Source organism: Kitasatospora sp. NPDC001159 (assembly GCF_053598235.1).
This window is the reverse complement of sequence record NZ_JBSFJV010000046.1, coordinates 1-21,015: the sequence shown is the minus strand read 5'-3', so window position 1 is coordinate 21,015 and position 21,015 is coordinate 1. Positions and strand designations below refer to the sequence as shown.

Annotated in this window: 2 protein-coding genes (1 of these 2 only partly in view); both read left to right on the top strand. The window is 76.6% G+C overall.

Features of this window, described 5'->3' with window-relative positions; all coding sequences use genetic code 11:
* A protein-coding gene (locus tag ACWC9T_RS23025) for an amino acid adenylation domain-containing protein (RefSeq protein WP_449822922.1) crosses the window boundary here: on the top strand, nt 1-3,881 show its 3' portion. It extends 781 nt beyond the left edge of the window; only the last 3,881 of its 4,662 coding nucleotides appear in the window; its start codon lies beyond the left edge, outside the window; its stop codon occupies nt 3,879-3,881.
* The coding region (locus ACWC9T_RS23020) for an SDR family NAD(P)-dependent oxidoreductase (protein ID WP_449822921.1) at nt 3,881-21,015 on the top strand (17,135 nt) is incomplete at its 3' end. The genes ACWC9T_RS23025 and ACWC9T_RS23020, both read left to right, overlap by 1 nt.

Here is a 21,015-nt window from a genome sequence, read left to right as displayed (position 1 = left end):
CCGACCGCCGCCGGGTCGGCCCCGCGTCGCACACCAGTGGGGCGATGGTGCAGCTCCGGCTGCCGGAGGCCACCTGGAGCGCCGTCCGGGACACCGCCCGCGCGGCCGGGGTGACCACGTTCGGCGTGGTCTTCGGTGCCTTCGCCGCGTTGCTGCACCGGCACTCGGGTCAGCGCGACATCAACGTGATGGTGCCGACCGACGGCCGGCCCGAGTACCGCTTCGACCGCACCGTCGGCTACCTGATCAACCCGGTCGTCCTGCGGGTGGACTGCGACCCGCAGCTGAGCTTCACCGAGCTGGCGAACGCCGTCCAGGACGAGATGAGCCGGGCCGAGGACTACGGCGGCTACCCGTTCGCCTCGGTCGTCGACGACCTGCGCCGCGGCCCGGACGGCGGAGCGGAGTTCGGCATCGGCTTCTACCTGCAGCAGGGCGTCGGCGGGGACCAGGACATGGCTGCCGGCCAGACCGTCTTCCGGGACGCCCTCGACCTCACCCAGGAGAGCGAGAACGACCTGGTCGTGGAGGTGGTCGTCCGCGACGCCGAGGCCCTGGTGTACGTCAAGTACGACACCGAGCTGTTCGACCGCCCCACCGTCGAGCGGCTGGCCGAGCACTACCGGCTGCTGCTCGAAGCCGTGACGGCCGAGCCGGGCCGGCGCGTCGCCGACCTCGACCTGGGCACCGCCGCCGAGCGGCGGACCCTGGAGCGGGTCAACGCCACCCGCACCGAGCGGCCGCGCGACGTCAGCGCGGCCCAGCTGGTGCTCGCCCGCGCCGAACGGCACCCGGAGCGCACCGCCGTGGTGGACGCCGACGGCACGCTGACGTACGCCGAGCTCGCGGGCCGGGTGCGCGCCCTCACCGGGGTCCTGCGCGCTCGCGGGGTGCAGCCGGGCGACCTGGTCGGCGTGTTGACGGACCGCCGCGCCGTGCTGATCGTCGCGCTGCTCGCCGTCCAGGCCGCCGGGGCGGCGTACGTCCCGCTCGACCCGGACTTCCCGGCCGCCAGGCTCGCCCACATCGCCGCCGACGCCGGGCTGGCCGCGGTCCTCCTCGAACCGGGCCTGGCCGACCGGCTGCCCGAGGCCACCCCGGGCGTCCGGATCGCCGTCGACGCTCCGGGCACCGCGGAGCCGGCCGAACCGGTCGCCCGCCGCGACGGCGACCTCGCCTACGTGCTCTACACCTCCGGTTCGACCGGGCAGCCCAAGGGCGTCGAGGTCACCCACGGCAACCTGGTCAACCTGCTGACCGCGGTGGCCGACCGGCCGGGCTGCGCCGAGGACGACGTGCTGCTCGCCGTCACCACGGCCGGTTTCGACATCGCCGGCCTGGAGCTGCTGCTGCCGCTCACCCGGGGCGCCGCCGTGCGCCTCGCCCCCGCGGCCGCCGTCCGGGACGGGCTGGCGCTGGCCGAGCTGCTCGACGGCTCGGGAGCGACGCTCGTCCAGGCCACCCCGGCCACCTGGCAGATGCTGCTGCACGCCGGCTGGACGGGGCGGGTGCGTCGGCTGCTGTGTGGCGGGGAGCCGCTGACCGTCGAACTCGCCACCCAACTGCTGGACCGCTGCGACGAGTTGTGGAACATGTACGGCCCGACCGAGACGACCATCTGGTCTTCCGCGCTGCGGGTGCGCCGCAACCGGCCGGTCACCGTCGGCACCCCGATCGCCAACACCACCTTCCGGGTGGCCGGGCCGGACGGCGCCCCGGTGCCGTTCGGCGCCGTCGGCGAGCTGCTGATCGGCGGGGAGGGCGTCGCCCGGGGCTACCGCAACCGGCCCGAGCTGACCGCCGAGCGGTTCCCGTACGACCCGGTGAGCGGCGAGCGGCTCTACCGGACCGGGGATCTGGCGCGCTGGTCGGCCACCGGGGAGCTGGTGCTGCTCGGCCGGGCCGACCGGCAGGTGAAGCTGCGCGGCCACCGCATCGAACTCGGCGAGGTCGAGGCCGCCGTCCGGCGGCACGGCGAGGTTGGGGACGTCCGGGTGGTCGTGCGCGAGGACCTGCCGGGCACCCCGCAGCTGGTCGCGTTCGTGACCGCCGCCCCCGACGTCGCGGCCGCGGCCGTCCGACGCGCCGGCGAGCTGCTGCCCGAGTACATGGTCCCGGCCCGGACGGTCGCGCTGGCCCGGTTCCCGCTGACCCCCAACGCGAAGGTCGACGCCGGCCCGCTGGCGGACCTCCCGATGGCCGAACTGCTGCACCGGTTCGGGCACCCGCAGGAGCGGCCCGCACCGGCCGCACCGGCCGCACCGGCCGCACCGGCCGCGGCGCAGCCGGCCCCGCCCGCCGGCGACCTCCTGGCCCGGCTGCGCGAAGCGACCGCGGGCGTCGCGGGGCTGCCCGCCGAGGAGATCCCGGTCGACCGGCCACTGGGCGAGGCGGGCTTCGACTCCGTCGGCTTCACCCAGCTGGCCGTGGTCCTGCGGGAGCGGCTCGGCGTCACCGTGCGGCCCACCGTGTTCTACGCCCACCCGGACCTCGCCTCGCTGGCGGCCCACCTGACCGCGGCCCACCCCGAGGCGCTCGCCCCGGCCGGTCGGGCGTCCGCGACCCCGGTCGCCGGGCCGCCCGCGGCCGCCGTCGGCTACCCGCCGGTCGCGATCATCGGGGTCGGCGGCCGGCTGCCGTCCTCGGCGAGCCTGGAGGAGTTCTGGGGCCACCTCACGGCCGGCCGCGACCTGACCCGGCCGTACCCGCTGGAGCGCGGCTTCTCCGCCCGGTTGTTCCCGGAGAGCTACCGCGGCTCCTTCGTCGACGACGTGGACGCGTTCGACCCGTCGCTGTTCCGCATCTCGCCCCGCGAGGCGGCCCAGATGGACCCGCAGCACCGGCTGCTGCTGCACGCCGCGCACGAGGCGCTGCTGGACTCCGGACTCCTGCCCGCCGAGCTGGCCGGCAGCCGCACCGGCGTCTTCGTCGGGCTCAGCGGCGCGGACTACCTCAGCCTGCTCGGTCCCGGCTCCCCGGAGATGGGCGACCACTTCCTGATCGGCAACGTCGCCTCCATCGCGGCCAACCGCATCTCGTACGTCTACGACCTGAGCGGCCCGAGCGCGGTGTTCGACACCGCCTGCTCCAGCTCGCTGGTCGCGATCCACCGGGCGGCCCGCGCGCTGCAGTACGGCGACTGCGAACTGGCCCTGGCCGGCGGGGCGAACCTGCTGCTGTCGCCGCACGGCTTCGCCGGGCTGCGCCGCGCCGGGATGCTCAGCCCCGACGGCCGCTGCAAGACCTTCGACGCGCGGGCGGACGGCTACGGGCGCGGCGAGGGCGTCGTCCTGCTGGCGCTGAAGCTGCTCGACCGCGCGCTCGAGGACGGAGACCCGGTGCACGCCGTCCTGATCGGCTCGGCGGAGAACCACGGCGGGCACACCCACTCGCTGACGGTGCCCAATCCGCAGGCGCAGCGTGAGGTCGTGCTGGCCGCGCACCGCGCCGCCGGGGTTGCGCCGGACACCGTCGGCTACATCGAGGCGCACGGCACCGGGACACCGCTCGGTGACCCGATCGAGGTCGACGCGCTCAAGGAGGCGTTCACGCGCCTCTACGAGGACTGGGGGATCCCGGTCGTCCCGGGCCGGACCGGCGTCGGATCGGTCAAGACCAACATCGGTCACCTGGAGGCCGCGGCGGGCGTCGCGGGCGTGGTGAAGGTCATGCTGGCGATGCGTCACCGCACGCTCCCCGGCCTGGCGGACCTCCGGACGCCCAACCCGATGCTCGACTTCGCGGACAGCCCGCTGCGGATCCAGTCCGCGGCGCAGGCGTGGGAAACAACCGACGGCGCGCCGGCCCGAGCCGGCGTCAGTTCGTTCGGCATGGGAGGCAGCAACGTGCACGTGGTACTGGAAGAAGCGGGGGAACGCTGATGGGTGGCACCACCGAGGACCGAGCGGCTCGGCTGATCGTGCTGTCGGCCGACGGCCGTGAGCAGCTCGACCGCTACCGGGCCGAGCTGGCGGCCTGGTTGGACGCCCACCCGGCCGCCTCCCTGGACCGGATCGCGTACACCCTGGGGACCGGCCGCGAGCAGTTGCGGGAGCGGCTCGCCGTGGTCGTCACCGGGGTCACCGAGCTGGCGGCCCGGCTGCGGGACGGCGAGGGCGTCCACACCGGGACGGCCGCGCCCGGCGCCGCCGACAGCCCGGTGACCGCCGACGACCCGGCCGGGGCGGCCCGGCGCTGGACCACGGGCGGGACGCTGGAGTGGCCCCGCCCGGCGGGCCGCCGGCCGGCCCGGCTCTCGCTGCCGCAGCCGCCCCGGGTGACCCGCGGCTACTGGATCGACGCGCCCGCGGCGCTGGCCGAGGCCGCCGGCCCCGAACGGCTGCTGACCGGCGGCGAGTTCTACCTGCGCGACCACGCTCTGGGCCCGGTCCGGATCCTGCCCGCCGTCGCGGCGTTGGAGTTCGCGGTGGACGCCGCCGCGAAGCGCGGGCACGGCCGGGCCACTGGCATCGTGAACGTGCTCTGGGCCCGCCCCGTCCTGGTCGAGGACGAGCCGGTGCGGGTGCGCCTGCACCTTGAGCCGGCCGCCGACGGCGGCGTCTCCTACGAGCTGCGGCGGGTCGACGGCACGGCCGACGGCGTGCTCTGCTCGACCGGCACCCTGCGCTTCGACGAGGCCGCGCCAGCGCCCCGCATCGACCTGGACGCCGTCCGCGCCCGCCTCCCCAGGACGGCCACGGCCGAGGACTGCTACGCGGTGTTCACCGCGCTCGGCGGCGGCTACGGGCCGAGCCTCCAGGGCCTGGAGTCGGTGCGGCACACGCCGGGCGAGGCGCTGGCGCGGGTGGCCGTCCCGGCGGCCGCCGACGAGCCGTTCGACCGCTTCACCCTGCACCCGTCCCTGCTCGACGCCATGCTCCAGGCCTGCCTGTGGACCGACCCGGACCCGTCGGCACCCCGGGCGCGCGAGCTGCCCTTCGCCCTGGACGGCGTCGACATCTTCGGACCGCTGCCCGCGCGGGGCCACGTGCACGCCGTCGCGACCCCGGCCGGCCACGACGTGGCACTCGCCGACGACGACGGCCGGGTGTGCGTGCGGCTGCGCGCCGTGGTCACCCGGGCGTTGGACGGCGCCGCCGCGCCGGACGGCTCGGTCGCCACCCACCTGCTCGTCCAGCAGTGGCGGGACGCCCCCGCCGGGGCGGCCGGCGCCCGGCCGGCCAGGGTGCTGCTGCTCGGCGAGGGCGAGCTGCCCGGCGCCGAGCGGACCACCGAGGACGCCGTCTTGGCGGGCGACGAGGACCTGCTCGTCGTCCGCACCACGGACGGCGACCCGCTGCCCGGACTGCTGCGGCTGTTCCGCTCCTGGGCGGCGCAGCCGACCGGGCGCCCACTCCGGGTGCTCCAGGTCCTGCGGTCGACCGGCGGCGCCGACGACGCGCGGGTGCACGCCCTGGACGGTTTCGCCCGCGCGCTCGCCAACGAGCACCCGGAGTTCCGCGTCGCGGCCGTCGAGGCGGACGACCTCGCCGCCGCGGTCGCGGCCGAGGCCGGTGCCGCGCACGAGTTCCGCGTCCGGTACACCGCCGGGCGCCGGCAGGTGCTCCGCTGGGAGCCGGTCGCCCCGACCGCCGCCCCGATCTCCCCGCGCGGCACCGTGCTGGTGACCGGTGGCGCGGGCGCCCTGGGCCGCCACCTCGTCGCCCACCTGGGCGGGGGTGCCCGCTACGTGCTGACCGGCCGTTCGGCGGAGGCCGACCTCTCCGGCCTGCGCGCCGCCGGGCTCGACGTCCACTACCTGTCGGCCGACCTGGGCACTCCCGGTGCGGCGGCGGAGCTCGTCGGGCGGGTGCATGCGGCTTTCGGCCCGATCCACGGCGTGCTGCACCTCGCCGGGACCACCCGGGACGCGCTGCTCGTGCGCAAGTCCGACGAGCAGGTCGCGGACGTGCTCGGGCCCAAGGTCGCCGGCACCCTCGAACTCGACCGGGCCACGGCGGGCGACCCGCTGGAGTTCTTCGTCTGCTTCTCCTCGATGTCCGGCGCCGCGGGCAGCCCCGGGCAGACCGCCTACGCCTACGCCAACCGCTTCCTGGACGCCTTCGCGGCCTGGCGCCGGGCGAGCGACCGGCCCGGGCGCAGCCTCTCCGTGCTCTGGTCGCTCTGGGCCGACGGCGGGATCCGCGTCGACGCCGACGAGGCCACCGCGGCCCGGATGGCCCGTCAGGCGGGGCTGGTGGCGATGCCGACCGCCGTGGCGCTGGCGGCGTTCGACCGCGCGCTGGGCCACGACGGGGACCACGTCCTGGTCGCGCACGGCCATCTGGCACGCCTGCGGGAGATCCTCGACGCACCGGCCCCGGCCCTGCCGTCCGTGGCGGCGTCCGCGGCGGACGGGGAGTCGCCGGAGGTGACCGGCGCCGTCGAGGAGTTCCTGCGCGGGGTGCTCGCCGAGGTGTTCGACTTCCCGCCGGAGGAGATCGACACCGACACCGCGTTCGAGCACTTCGGCATCGACTCGCTGCTGATCATGGACCTGACCCGGCGACTGGAGGAGCACTTCGGGTCGCTGCCGAAGACCCTGTTCTTCGAGTACCAGAACCTGCGCGCGCTCGCGGGCTGGTTCACCGAGCAGTACGGCGACCGGTTCGCCCCGCAGGTGGAGGAGCCCGAGGTCGCCCCCGTGGCCGCGCCCATCCGCGAGGCAGTAGCAGTGGCAGCGGCCGCGCCCGCGCCCGCCGCCGTGCAGCCTGCCGCCCCCGCCGGCCCGATGCCCATCGCCATCGTGGGTGTGGCCGCGCGGTTCGCCGAGTCGGACACCCCGGAGGAGTTCTGGGCCAACCTGCGGGCGGGCCGGGACCTGATCACCGAGATCCCCGCGGACCGCTGGGACTGGCGCGACTACGACCAGGCCACCCCCGCCGACCAGGCCGCCCGCTACAGCCGATGGGGCAGCTTCCTGCGCGGCATCGACCGCTTCGACCCGCTGTTCTTCGGCATCTCGCCCCGCGAGGCGGAGATCATCGACCCGCAGGACCGGCTGTTCCTGCAGACCGCCTGGCACGCCATGGAGAACGCCGGCCACACCCGCGAGGACCTGCGCTCCCGCCGCGTCGGCGTCTACGTCGGCGCGATGTACGGGCTGTACCAGCTGCACGAGGCCGGGGACGGCCGGATCGGCGCCTCCTCGCACGCGTCGATCGCCAACCGCGTCTCGTACACCCTGGGCCTGACCGGCCCGAGCCTCGGCGTGGACACCATGTGCTCGTCCTCGCTGACGGCCATTCACCTGGCCGTGCGGGACCTGCGCGCCGGTGACACCGAGTTGGCCGTCGCGGGTGGCGTCAACCTGCACGTGCACCCGTACAAGTACCGCTTCCTCGGCCAGGGCGGCTTCACGTCCAGCGACGGCCGGTGCCGCAGCTTCGGCGCGGACGGCGACGGCTACGTGCCCGGTGAGGGCGTGGGCGCCGTGCTGCTGCGGCCGCTCGCGGACGCCGTCCGGGACGGCGACCACATCCACGGCGTCATCCTGGGCTCCAGCGTCAACCACGGCGGCCGGACCAACGGCTTCACCGTGCCCAACCCCGTCCTCCAGGGCGGGCTGGTCAGCCAGGCACTGGCCGAGGCGGGCGTCGACCCCGCGTCGCTCGGCTACCTGGAGGCCCACGGCACCGGTACCGCCCTCGGCGACCCGGTGGAGATCCGCGGCCTGGCCCTGGCCCTGGGCGGCTCGGGCCGGGCGCCGGGCAGCCTGCCGATCGGCTCGGTCAAGTCCAACATCGGGCACCTGGAGTCCGCCTCCGGCATGGCCGGGCTCTGCAAGGTGCTGCTGCAGATGGAGCACGGCGAACTCGTGCCCTCGCTCCACGCGGACCCGCCGAACCCGAACATCGACTTCGACTCGACCCCGCTGCGGGTGCAGCGCGAGCTCACCCCCTGGCCCCGGCAGGGCGGCCGGCCCCGCCGGGCGGGCATCAGCTCCTTCGGCGCGGGCGGTGCCAACGCCCACCTGGTCGTCGAGGAGTACGTCGCCGACCGGTCGGCCGCGCAGCCGTCGGACGGCCAGGCGGGCCCCTGGCTGTTCCCGCTGTCGGCCCGGGCGCCGGAGCGCCTGCCCGTGCTGGCCGCGCAGCTGGCCGACGCCGTGGAGCGGGGGCGGTACGGCCTCGCGGACGTGGCGTTCACCCTGCAGGCCGGGCGCGAGGAGTGGGCGGACCGGATGGTCGTGCTCGCCGCCACCGCCGAGGAGCTGGTGGCCCGGCTGCGCGGGAGCGAGCAGTCCGGCGTCTGGACGGGCAGTGCGCGCGGCCGGGCGGCCGCGCGGGCCGCGGCGCCCACCGGTGACGACCCCGCCGGCCTCGCCGCGGCCTGGGTCGCCGGGGCCAGGATCACCTGGCCCCGGGGCGGGGGGCGGCGGGTGCCGCTGCCCGGCTACCCGTTCGAGGAAATGCGCTGCTGGCTGACCGACACCATCTGGTCGCCGCCCGCGCGGGCGGCGGTGCCGGGCCCCGCCCACCCGCTGCTGGACGGGGTCGACCCGGCCGACAGCCTCGACGGTCTGACCCACCGGGCCGTCTTCGGCCCCGAGCACCCGCTCATCGACGGGCACCGCGTCGGCGAGACCCGGCTGCTGCCCGCCGCGGCCGTCCTGGAGATGGCCCGCGCGGCCGCCGAGGCGGCCGGGCTCGCGCAGCCCGTCCGGCTCGACGGCGTCCGGTGGCTGCGGCCGTTCACGGTGGCCGGCGCCGAGCGCACGGCCCGGCTGCGGCTGCGCCGCGGCCGCGCCGGTCTGGAGTTCGAACTCCTCGGCGAAACGGATGAGTTGCTCGCCGAAGGGCGGCTCGCCCCGCTGTCCGACCCGCAGCCCGGGGCCGTCCCGGTCGCGGCGCTGAAGGCCCGTCTGACCCGGCGCCACGAGGGTGCGGACCTCTACGCCGACCTCGCGGCCGCAGGGCTGGTCTACGGCCCCGCCCTGCGGGCCGTCCAGTGGATCGCGTCGGACGAGGGCGAGGCCCTGGTACGCCTGCGCGTTCCCGCGGAGGCCGCCCGGTTCGCCGGCTGCGCCCTGCACCCCTCGGTGGTGGACGGCGCGTTGCACGCGTTCGCCGTCCTGCGCGACCGCACGGCCGGCCCCGCGATGGTGCCGTTCGCCCTCACGGCCGCCGAGGTGTTCGCCCCGGCGACGGAGCTCGGGTACGCCCACGTGCGGGCCGTCGGCGCGGACCGCTACGACCTGACCCTGACCGACGACGCCGGCGACGTCCGGGTCCGGCTGCGCGACCTGGCGCTGCGGCCCGCCGCGGGCGCCGCGCCGTCGGCCGTCGCCCCGCGGGAGTCCGCGCCGGAGACCACCCTGGAGTCGGCACCGGTGCCCGCGCGGGAGTCCGCACCGGTGTCGGCCGACCAGCTGATGTTCGTCCCGCGCTGGGCGCCCGTGCCCGAGCCGGGCCCGGCCCCCGCCGAGGGCACCACCTGGCTGGTCCGCGGCCCGGAGCACACCGCGCTCGCCGCGGCCCTGCGGGCGCGCCTGGGCGGCACGGTCACCGAGCTCGACCCCCGGCAGGTCCAGGACGCGACCGGCCGGCCCGACCACGTCGTCCTGCTCGCCCCCGCCGGCGGGCCCACCGACGACGTCGACGCGCTCGAAACCGCCCAGGACCGGGGTGTCCTGACGCTCTTCCGGCTCGCCAAGGTGCTGCAGCGGCTCGGCTCCCCGATCCGGATCACCGTCGTCACCGAGGACGCGCTCACCACCGGCGACGAGCCGGTCCGCGACCCGTACGCGGCGAGCCTGCACGGGCTCGCCCTGTCGCTGGCCCAGGAGCACCCGCGGTGGCAGGTGGCCGTCGTCGACCGGTCGTCCGCCGACGCGCCCACCGCCGACCTGCTCCGGGTGCCGGCCGGCGGCCCGTACGCGCTGCGCGACGGTGAGTTCCACCGCCGCCGGCTCGTCGCCGCCACGCCCACGCCCCCGCAGGAGCGGATCCGCCGCGACGGCGTCTACCTGGTCCTCGGCGGCGCCGGGGGCATCGGACTCGAACTGGCCGAGTGGCTCGTCCGGCGGCACCGGGCGAAGGTCGTGCTGCTCGGGCGCAGCGAGCTGGACGCCGGGCGCCGCGCGCGGCTGCGCGCCATCGACCCCGGCGGCGAACTGGTCTCCTACGAGCGGGCCGACGCGACGGACCCCCGGGCCCTGCGCGAGGCGGTCGCCCGCACCCGTGCCCGGCACGGCGCCCTGCACGGTGTCTTCCACGCGACGATCGTGCTGCGCGACCAGACCGTCGCCACCATGACGGAGGACACCTTCCGGGCCGTCCTCGCCGCCAAGACCCGCACCTCGGTCGCCCTGCACGCGGCGCTCGGTGACGCGCCCGACCTGGACTTCGTCCTCTTCTTCTCCTCCGCGGTGGCGCTCTCCGGCAGCGCCGGGCAGGGCAACTACGCGGCCGGCTCGACCTTCGAGGACGCCTTCGCCCACCACCTCGACGGGGTGCTGCGGGCGCGGGTCGCCGTCATCAACTGGGGATACTGGGGGACGGTCGGCATCGTCGCGGACGAGCGCCACCGGGCCCGGCTGGCGGCCACCGGCATTCACTCGATCACTCCGGCGGAGGGGATGGCGGCCGTGCACAGCGTGCTGGGACGCCCGGACCGACAGGTCGTCGTCGTCAAGGCCGACGCCTCCGCGCTGGCCGCGGCCGGCGTCGAGCAGGAGCCCGCCGCGCCCGGCGCACCGGCCGACGACGCGTCGCTGGTGCCGTCCCTCGCGGCGCTCCCGCCGGTCGCGCGGCTGCTCACCGAGGACGACGACGCCCGCCTGGGCGACGTCATGCTCGGCTGGCTGTGGACCCTGTTCCGCCAGGAGGGCGTGTTCCTGACCGAGGGCGAGCGCTGGAACCCCGAGGCGCTCGCCGAGCGGCTGGGCGTCGTGCCCGCGCACGGCCGGCTCTTCGCCGAGCTCCTGCGCCAGCTCACCGAGGCCGGTTTCCTGCGCGACAGCGGCGGGCGGCTCGCCCCCACCGGGCGCCCGGTGGGCGACGACCCGGAGGGCGACCTGGTCGAGCTGTGCGAGCAGAAGACGGCACTGAACCGCTTCGACCGGCTGCTCAGGCCCTGCATGCGCAACCTCTTCGGCGTCATGCGCGGCACCGTCCGCGCGACCGACGTGATGTTCCCGGGCGGTTCCACCGCGCTCGTCGAGGGCGCCTACCGGGGCAGCCCGGTCGTCGACCGGGCCAACGAGCTCGTGGTCGGGGCCGTCCGCGACCACCTGGACGGGCACCGCGGACCACTGACGGTCGTCGAGATCGGGGCGGGCACCGGAGGCACCACCGCCAGTGTCCTGCCCGCGCTGGCCGCCTCCGGCGCCGACGTGAGCTACATCTACACCGACATCTCCCGGGCCTTCCTGCAGCACGGCAGGCAGCTGTTCGCCGCCGAGCACCCGTACGTCCGCTTCGAGCAGCTCGACATCTCGCGCGACCCGGTCGCGCAGGGCTTCGAGCCCGGCAGCGCCGACCTGGTCGTGGCCGCCAACGTCCTGCACGCCACGGCCGACCTGCTCGCCACCCTGCGCGCCGTCAACCGGCTGCTCAAGCCCGGCGGGCGGCTGGTGCTCAACGAGGCCAGCAGCAATGTCGTGACCGCGACGCTCACCTTCGGGCTGCTCGACGGCTGGTGGCTCCACGAGGACGCCGAGCTGCGGCTGCCCGGCTCGCCGCTGCTCTCCGCCCCCGGCTGGCGCCGGGCCCTCGCGCTCGCCGGCTTCGCCCGCAGCCGCGCCCTGCCCGCCGACGAGGGGCTGAGCCAGCACGTGGTGGTCGCCGAGACGGCGGCGGACGCCGTGCCGCAGGCCACCCCGCCGGCGGTCACCGCCACCCCGGTCCCCGCGACCGCGACCGACCGTCCGGACACCCCGGCCGGTGGGGACACCGACGCGCTGACCGAGGCGGCCCGGGAGTACGTCAAGGACGCCTTCGTCGAGATCCTCCAGGTCCCGCGCGAGCGGCTCTGGCTCGACGAGACCTACGAGAACTTCGGCGTCGACTCGCTGACCGTGCCCCGCATCGCGGACCTGCTGGCCGAGCGGATCGGCGAACTGCCCGCGACCCTGCTGTTCGAGTACCCGACGATCCGCGAGGTCGCCGACTACCTGGTGGAGCGGCACCCCGACGCCGTCCGCGGGCTGCTCCCCGAGCAGCCCGCCCCCGCCGCGCCCGCCGTGGTGGCGGCGCCCCGGCCGCAGGCCGCGCCGCGCCCGGAGGCGGACCACCGCATCGCGATCATCGGGGTCGCCGGCCGCTACCCGCTCGCCGACGACACCGAGGCGTACTGGGCGAACCTGCGGGCCGGCCGCGACTGCGTGCGCGAGGTGCCGCCGGAGCGCTGGGACCACCGCACGCCGACCGGGGCCGACGGCCGGCCGGTCAGCCGCTGGGGCGGCTTCCTCGACGGCATCGACGAGTTCGACCCGCGCTTCTTCCAGATGTCCCTGCGCGAGGCCGAGCTGACCGACCCGCAGGAGCGGCTGTTCCTGCAGACCTCCTGGCACGCCCTGGAGGACGCCGGCTACCCGCGCACCCGCCTGCGCGGCAGCCGGGTGGGCGTCTACGTGGGCGTCATGTACGGCCACTACCAGCTGTTCGAGGACGAGCGGGGCCTCGCGGGAGGCATGGGGTACTCCTCCATCGCCAACCGGGTCTCGTACGTCCTCGACCTCCACGGCCCCAGCCTGGCGGTCGACACCATGTGCTCGTCCTCGCTGACCGCCGTCCACCTCGCCTGTGAGGCCCTGGCGGCCGGCCGGGCGGACTACGCGCTCGCCGGTGGCGTCAACCTCGCCCCGCACCCGCGCAAGTACCGCCAGCTCGCGGCCGGCGGCTTCACCGGCGACAGCGGGCGGTGCCGCAGCTTCGCGGCCGACGGCGACGGGATGGTGCCCGGCGAGGGCGTCGGCGCCGTCCTGCTCAAGCCGCTGGCCGCGGCGGAGCGCGACGGCGACCGGATCCTCGGCGTCATCCTGGCCAGTGCCGTCAACCACGGCGGCAAGACCGGCGGGTTCGCCGTGCCCAGCCCGGGCGCCCAGGCCGAGGTCGTCGCCGAGGCGCTGCGCGAGGCCGGCGTCGAACCGGGCAGCGTCTCCTACGTGGAGGCGCACGGCACCGGGACGGCGCTCGGCGACCCGGCCGAAGTGGCCGGGCTGGTCCGCGCCTTCGGTGACCTGCCGGCCGGCTCGATCGCCCTCGGCTCGGTGAAGTCCTCCATCGGGCACCTGGAGTCGGCGGCGGGCATCGCCGCGCTCACCAAGGTCCTGCTGCAGCTACGGGCCCGTGAACTGGCGCCCTCCCTGCACGCGGACGAGCTCAACCCGGCCGTCGACTGGAGCCGGGTGCCGTTCCGGGTCCAGCGGGACCTCGCGCCGTGGACCGGCCCCGGGCCGCTGCGCGCGGGCATCAGCGCCTTCGGCGCGGGCGGCTCCAACGCCCACCTCGTGGTGGAGGAGTACGGGCAGAGCGCACCGGCCGCCGCCCCGGCGGGGCCGGCCGTCTTCCCGCTCTCGGCCCGGGACGAGGAGGGCCTGCGCCGGGTCGCCGAGCGGACGCTGGCCTGGCTGCGTGCCGCGCGTCCGGCCGTCGACGTGGCAGACCTCGCGGCCGCGGCGGGCGTGCCCGTCACGGCGGTGGACGAGCCGCTCGACGAGCTCGGCCTGGACCCGGCCACCATCGTGCGGCTGATCGGGCGCAGCGACGCGGTGCGCCCGGGGGCCGTGCACGGCGGGACGACACTGCGCGAGCTGGCCGCCTCGCCGGCCGGCGCCGGAGCCGGGATCGACCTCGGCCGGCTGGCGTACACCCTGCAGGTCGGGCGGGAGGCCCAGGCGCACCGCTTCGCCGTCGTCGCCCGCTCGGCGGAGGCGCTCGCGGACGCGCTGGCGGGCTTCCTCGCCGGGCGTCCGGGTGGGTACACCGGCGTCGCGACCGCGGAGCCCGGCCCCGCCACCGTGCCGTCCCCGGCCGACGCGGAGGACACCGCGCGCCGCTGGGCCGCCGGCGAGGCGTTCGACTGGGCGGGCGCCCACCCGGGCCCGGTCCAGCCGCTGTCCCTGCCGGGGTACCCGTTCGCGCGGACCCGCTGCTGGATCGACGCGGCCGCCTCCGCCGCCCCCGCCGCCCCGGCTTCCGCCGCTCCGGCAGCCCCCGCGGGTGCCGCCCCGGCCGCCCGGACAGCCGAAGCGGACGGTACCCGCGTGCTGGCCGCAGTGCTGCGCCTGCTGGGCACCGTCAGCGGCTACCCGGTGGCCGACCTCGACCCGGCCGGCTCCTTCCACGACCACGGCCTGGACTCGCTCAGCCTGGTCCGGCTGGCCGGCGAGGTCTCGGATGCCTTCGCGGTGCCGGTCGGCCCGGACCAGCTGCTGGCCACCCCCACCCCGAAGGAGTTCGCCGCCTGGCTGGTGCGCGAGTACCCGGACGCCCACCCCGGCGCGGACCAGCCCGCCACGGCCGAGGTCCCGGCCACGGCTGCCACGGCGGAGGTCCCGGCCACGCCCGCCAGGGCCGAGGACGACCCGGTCGTGATCGTGGGCATGGCCGGGATCCTGCCCGGGTCCGCCGACCTGGACGAGTTCTGGGCCAACCTGCAGCGCGGCGGCAACCTCTTCGAGGAGGTGCCCGAGGACCGCTGGGACGCCCGCGCCCACCACGGCGACCCGGCGCTGCACCCCGACCGGACCCGGATCACCCGGGCCGGGTTCATGCCGGACATCGACCGGTTCGACCCGCTGTTCTTCGGCATCTCCCCGCGCGAGGCCCGCTGGATGGACCCCCGCCAGCGCCTGCTGCTGCGCACCGTGTGGACGGCCCTGGAGGACGCCGGCATCGACCCGACGGACCTCGCCGGCACCGACACCGGCCTGTTCGTCGGCGTCGGCTCCTCCGAGTACGCCGAGCTGGTCCAGCGCTCGGGCACCGCCACCGACGCCTACTCGTCGACCGGCCTGGCCCCGTCCATGCTGGCCAACCGGGTCTCCTACCACCTCGACCTGCGCGGCCCCAGCGAGCCCGTCGACACCGCCTGCTCCAGCTCGCTGGTCGCCCTGCACCGCGCGGCCGAGGCCCTGCGCCTCGGGCACTGCGACACCGTCGTCGCGGGCGGCGTCAGTCTGATGCTGTCGCCGGTGACCTTCGCCTCCCTCGAACGGGCCGGGATGCTCAGCCCGGACGGCGTCGGCCGGGCCTTCGACGAGGACGCCGCCGGCTACGTGCGCGGCGAGGGCGTGGGCGCCGTCGTGCTCAAGCGGCTCAGCCGGGCCCGCGCCGACGGCAACCCCGTCCTCGCGGTGCTGCGCGGCACCGCCGTCAACCACGGCGGGCGGTCCAACTCACTGACGGCGCCCAACCCGCGCGCCCAGGCCGAGGTCATCGTCAAGGCGCACCGCGAGGCGGGCGTCGACCCGGCGACGATCGGCTACATCGAGACGCACGGTACCGGGACGGTCATCGGCGACCCCGCCGAGACCAACGGACTACGCCAGGCCTTCGCGGAGCTCTACCGCGACTGGGGCCACCCGGCGCCCGCGGCGCCGCACTGCGCCCTCGGCGCGCTCAAGAACACCATCGGGCACCTCGAACCGGCGGCCGGCATCGCCGCCGTGCTGCGCGTGCTGCTGTCGATGCGGCACGGCCGGATCACCGGCGACCCGCACGGGCCGCGGCCCAATCCCCACCTGGCGCTCGCCGGGACCCCGTTCGAGGTCGCCTCGGCCAGCCGCGACTGGCTGCCGTCGGCCCCCGACGTGCCGCGCCGCGCGGGCGTGAGTTCGTTCGGCTACGGCGGGGTCAACGCCCACGTCGTCCTGGAGGAGTACCGCGCCGACGACGAGCCGACCACGACCGCCACCCCGGTCGTCTTCGCCCTCTCCGCGCGCGACCAGGAACAGCTGCGCGCCCACGCGCAGGCGTTCCTGGACAAGCCGGACAGCTGGACGCCCGACCTCGCCGCGACCGCGCACACCCTCCAGAGCGGCCGCACCGCCCACGCCGAACGCCTGGCGTTCGTCACCGGCTCGGCCGACCACGCGCTCGCCGCCCTGCGGCGGTTCCTCGCCGGGGACACCGCGGGCCTGCACCTCGGCCGCGTCGAGCGGGGCGCCGACCCCGAGCCCTTCGACGGGCACGGCGACGAGGAGGCGGCCGCCGCCTGGGTGCGCGGTGCGACCGTCGACTGGTCCGCCCGGCGGACCGGGGCACCGGCGCTGCGCTCCCTGCCCGGCTACCCCTTCGCCGCCGAACGGCACTGGTTCACCGACGGCGCCCCGGCGCCCGCGGCCGAACCGGCGCCGCCGGTCAGCCTCTTCGCGGCGCAGTGGGCGGCCGAGCCCGTGCCACCGACCGTGCCGCGCACCGACCGGGTGCTGGTCTTCGGCGACCTGCCGGTCCCCGGCGCCGTCCACGTCCTGGCCGGCACCGTGTACGCCGAGGACGGCGACACCGTCACGATCCGCCCCGCCGAGCCCGAGGACTACACCCGGCTGCTCGCCGTTCCGGCCGACCGCGTCGTGCACCAGTGGCCGCTGCTCGCACCGGACCGCGCGGACCTCGGCACCGAGTCGGTGTTCCTGCTCGCCGGCGCGCTGATGGCCTCCCGGGCCCCGGCGCGGCTTCAGGTCCTGGTGCCCGAGGGCGCCATGGCGGAGGCGTGGGGCGGCTTCGAGGCCTCGCTGCGGGCCGCCCTGCCCGGTACGGCCGTCGGCGTGGTGCGCGTGGCCGGCCCGGTCGACGAGGCCGCGCTGCTCGCCGAGGTCGCGGCCGAGCGGCTCTCCGGAGCCGCCGTCCGTCTCTCGGAAACCGGTCGGGCGGTCCGCCTGCTGACGGAGATCGCCCCGCGGCCCGCGCAGCCGTCCCCGCTGCGCCCGGGCGGCGTCCACCTGGTGACCGGCGGCGCCGGCGGGCTCGGGCTGCTGCTCGCCCGTACCCTGCTGGCCCGCGGGGCCAAGGTGGCCCTCACCGGCCGGTCGCCGGAAGCGGACCGGGCCGAGGAGCTCGCCGAGCTGCGCACGCTCGGCGAGGTGCGGTACTTCCGGGCCGCGGTGGAGGACCGGGCCGCCATGGCGGCGGTCGTCGCCGCCGTCAAGGAGCAGTGGGGCGTGCTGAACGGCGTCTTCCACCTGGCCGCCACGGCCTCCCGCACGCCGCTGCCCGGCAAGGACGTCGCGGAGTTCCGCACGCACCTGCGGGCGCGCTTCGACGGCACCAGGGTGCTCGACGAGGTGACCGCGGGCGAGCCGCTGGACCTCTTCGTGCTGTACTCCTCGCTCGCGGGCCAGCTCGGTGACTACGGCCTGGTCGACTACGCGGTGGGCGCCCGCTTCCTGGACGGGTTCGCGGAGGAGCGCGAGGCACTGCGCACGGCCGGCAGCCGCAGCGGGCGCACCGTCTCCATCGACTGGCCGATGTGGCGCGCCGGGGGCATGCACGTGGACCCGGAGGACGAGAGCCGCTACCTCGCCGCCACGGGGTTCCGCTACCTGGAGGCCGAGGAGGGCGAGCGGCTGCTCGACCTGGTGCTTCGCCTGGGCCGCCCCCAGGTGGCCGTGCTGCCGGGGGAGCCGGAGCGGATGCGCGAGCAGGTCGCGGCGATGAGGATGCGCGAGGTCGTGCGCCCGGCCGCGCCGGTCGGCGCGCCGGTGGTCCGGCCGGCCGGCCTCGACGCCGGGGGTGAACTGGCGGACCAGCTCAGGGAGATGATCGCGGAGAACCTGGGCCTGGCACCGGCGGCGCTCGACCCGCAGGCCGGCTTCGGGGAGTACGGGCTGGATTCCTTCGGCCTCCAGTCGCTGTCCGCCGCGATCGAGGAGCGCTACGGCGTGACGGTGCCGACGACGACGCTGTTCGGTGCGAACACGATCGGCAAGCTCGCCCGCCACCTCGCCGAGGAGTACCCGGCGCTGCTGCGCGGCCGGCCCGCCACGCCCGCGGCGCCCGCGACACCGCTCCCGGCCCCTGCGGCCCCGCGCCCGGAGGCCGCCGCCCCCGCGGCGCGGGAGGCGGCAGGGCCCGAGGACGACGCGATCGCCGTCATCGGCATGGCCGGGCGGTTCCCGGGCTCGGCCGACCTGGACGCGTTCTGGCAGCACCTCTCGGACGGACGGGACCTCGTGACCGAGACCCCCGCCGACCGCTGGGACTGGCGGGAGGTGTCCCGGCGGTTCGGCGGTACCGCCCGGTGGGGCGGCTTCCTCGACGACGTCGACCGCTTCGACGCGCTGTTCTTCAAGATCTCGCCGGCCGAGGCCGAGGTGATCGACCCCCAGCACCGGCTGTTCCTCGAACACACCTGGGCGGCGCTGGAGGACGCCGGCTGCCGGGCGGACCGCCTCGCCGGTCGCCGGGTGTGCGTCTTCGCGGGCGTGCAGTTCAACGACTACGAGGCGATGGTGCTGCGCGGCGAGCAGGTCAACGCCCATGCCGGCACCGGGCTGGCGCGCACGATGCTGGCCAACCGCATCTCGTACCTGCTGGACCTGCGCGGCCCGAGCGAGAGCATCGACACCGCCTGCTCCAGCTCGCTGGTGGCGCTGCACCGCGCCGTCCGCGCCCTGCGGTCCGGGGAGAGCGACCTGGCCATCGCCGGCGGGGTGAGCCTGGTGCTCTCGCCGCAGACCGTCGTCGCGGGCAACCAGCTCGGCGTGCTCTCGCCGGACGGCCGGTGCAAGGCGCTGGACGCGGCGGCCGACGGCTATGTCAAGGGAGAGGGCGTGGGCGTGCTGGTGCTCAAGCCGCTCTCCCGCGCGCTCGCCGACGGCGACCGGGTGCACGCGGTGATCCGGGGCAGCGCCGTCAACCACGGCGGACACGCGTCCTCGCTGACCGCGCCGAACCCGCTGGCCCAGGCCGACCTGCTGGTGGACGCCTACCGCGATGCCGGGGTGCCGATCGAGTCGGTGTCCTACGTCGAACTGCACGGCACCGGCACCTCGCTCGGCGACCCGGTGGAGATCGACGGTCTGACCCGCGCCCACCGCGCACTCGCCACCGGCCCGGCCACCGCGTGCGGCATCGGGACGGTGAAGAGCAACATCGGCCACTTGGAGCCCGCCGCCGGCATCGCCGGGGTGATCAAGGTCATCCTGGCGATGCGGCACCGGACCCTGCCGCAGACCCTCCACCTGCACACGCTCAACCCGCTGATCGACCTCGCCGGCACGCCGTTCGAACCGGTCCTCGCCGCGACCCCGTGGGCGCCCGTGGACGCCACCGGAGCGGCCCTGCCACTGCGCGCCGGGGTGAGCTCCTTCGGCTTCGGCGGCGTCAACGCGCACGTCGTCCTGGAGGAACCGCCGACCGCGGCGCCCGTCACCGCGACCGGGCCCGCGGCGGAGCACGAGGTGTTCCTGCTCTCCGCCCGGACCGAGGACGCGCTGCGCCGGTACGCGGCCGCGACCGTGGCGCACCTCGACGGCATGCGCGGGGGTTCGGAGCCGTCGCTGTCCTCGCTCGCCTTCACCTCCCAGGTCGGGCGGGTGCCGATGGCCGTGCGGCTGGCCGTGGTCGCCGGTTCGACGGCGCAGCTGCGAGCGCGGCTGGCCGCCTTCCTCGACGGCGGCTCCGCCGGCGGCGGCACCGGCGGCGACCACGCCTGGCTCTCCGAGCCGGAGGGCGCGAGCTACCTGGCGCGGCTGGTCCGCGAGGGCCGGCTCGACCGGATCGCCCGGCTCTGGCAGGACGGTGCCGACATCGACTGGAGCACGCTGCGCGCCGACCGTCCGCCGCTGATGTCCATGCCGACCTATCCGTTCGCCCGCGAGCGGCACTGGCCGGCGGGCGGCACCGCCCGCGAGCCGCAGCGGCAGCCGGACGCGTCGTCGTCGCTGCTGCTGGTGAAGGACTGGGAAGCCGCGCCGCTGCCCGACGCCGAACTGCCGGGCGGAATCGTGGCGCTGGTGAGCGCCGAGACCGAGCCGCTGGCCCGGGCCGCGTTCGGTCCGGCGGCGGAGCTGGTCCGGCTGGACGGCGACGACGAGGCCGCCGGCGCGAAGCTCGCGGCGGCACTCGGCCGGGTCGGGGCCGTCGTCGACCTGGTCGACGTGTCGGCCGTGTCCACCGCCGTGGTGGAGGCCGACTGGGCCCGGATCGCGCTCGTGCGCGAGCTGGTCGCGGCCCACCGGGCCGGAGGTTTCGCCTACCTTCACCTGACGCACGGCCTGACGACCTTCCGCGCCGAGCGGCCCACCCTGCGGGGCGCGGCGCTCGCGGGCCTCGTCCGGATGCTCACCGCCGAGTACCGCGGGATCCTCGCCCGCACCCTCGACATCGACTCCCTGGAGCCGGCCGCGCTGCGGGCGGCGGTCGCGGCCGAACTCGGCGCGACCGATCCGGTGACCGAGGTCTGCGTGCGCGGCGGCGTGCGGCACACGCCGGTGCTGCGCGAGGCCGCCGAGGCCGGGCCGGGAGCGGACTGGTCCGCGGACCTGGCCGGACGGACGGTGGTGATCACCGGCGGGACGGGAGCCCTCGGCCGGCTGGTGGCGGCCCGCCTGCTCGACCGGGGCGCCGACCGGCTCGTCCTGCTCGGCCGCACCGCGCTGCCCGACCGGGCCGCGTGGCCGGCCCTGCTGGCCGACCCGGCCACCGATCCCGCCCTGGCGGCCCGCCTGCGGGACCTCGCGGCGCTCGACCGCCCGGGGGTCCGGGTGGTGGTCGAGAGCGCCCCGCCGGAGCGGATCGGCGAGGTGATCGACCGCGCTCGGCGCGAGCTGGGCCCGATCGCCGGGATCGTGCACTGCGCCGGCCTCGGGGTGATGACCGACCCGGCCTTCATCGGCAAGCGGATGGCCGACGTCAGCCGGGTGCTCGAACCCAAGACGACGGGGCTCCAGGGCCTCCTGGACGCGTGCGCGCAGGACCCGTTGCGGTTCGTGGTGCTGTACTCGTCCGTCGCCGGACAGGTGCCCGCGCTGGCGGTTGCCGAGGTGGGGGCCGGACGGCTCCTGTGCCGTGCCGTCCACTCTGCCGTCCGTTCCGCTGTCGGTGCTGCCGTCCGTCTCGTCGCGGG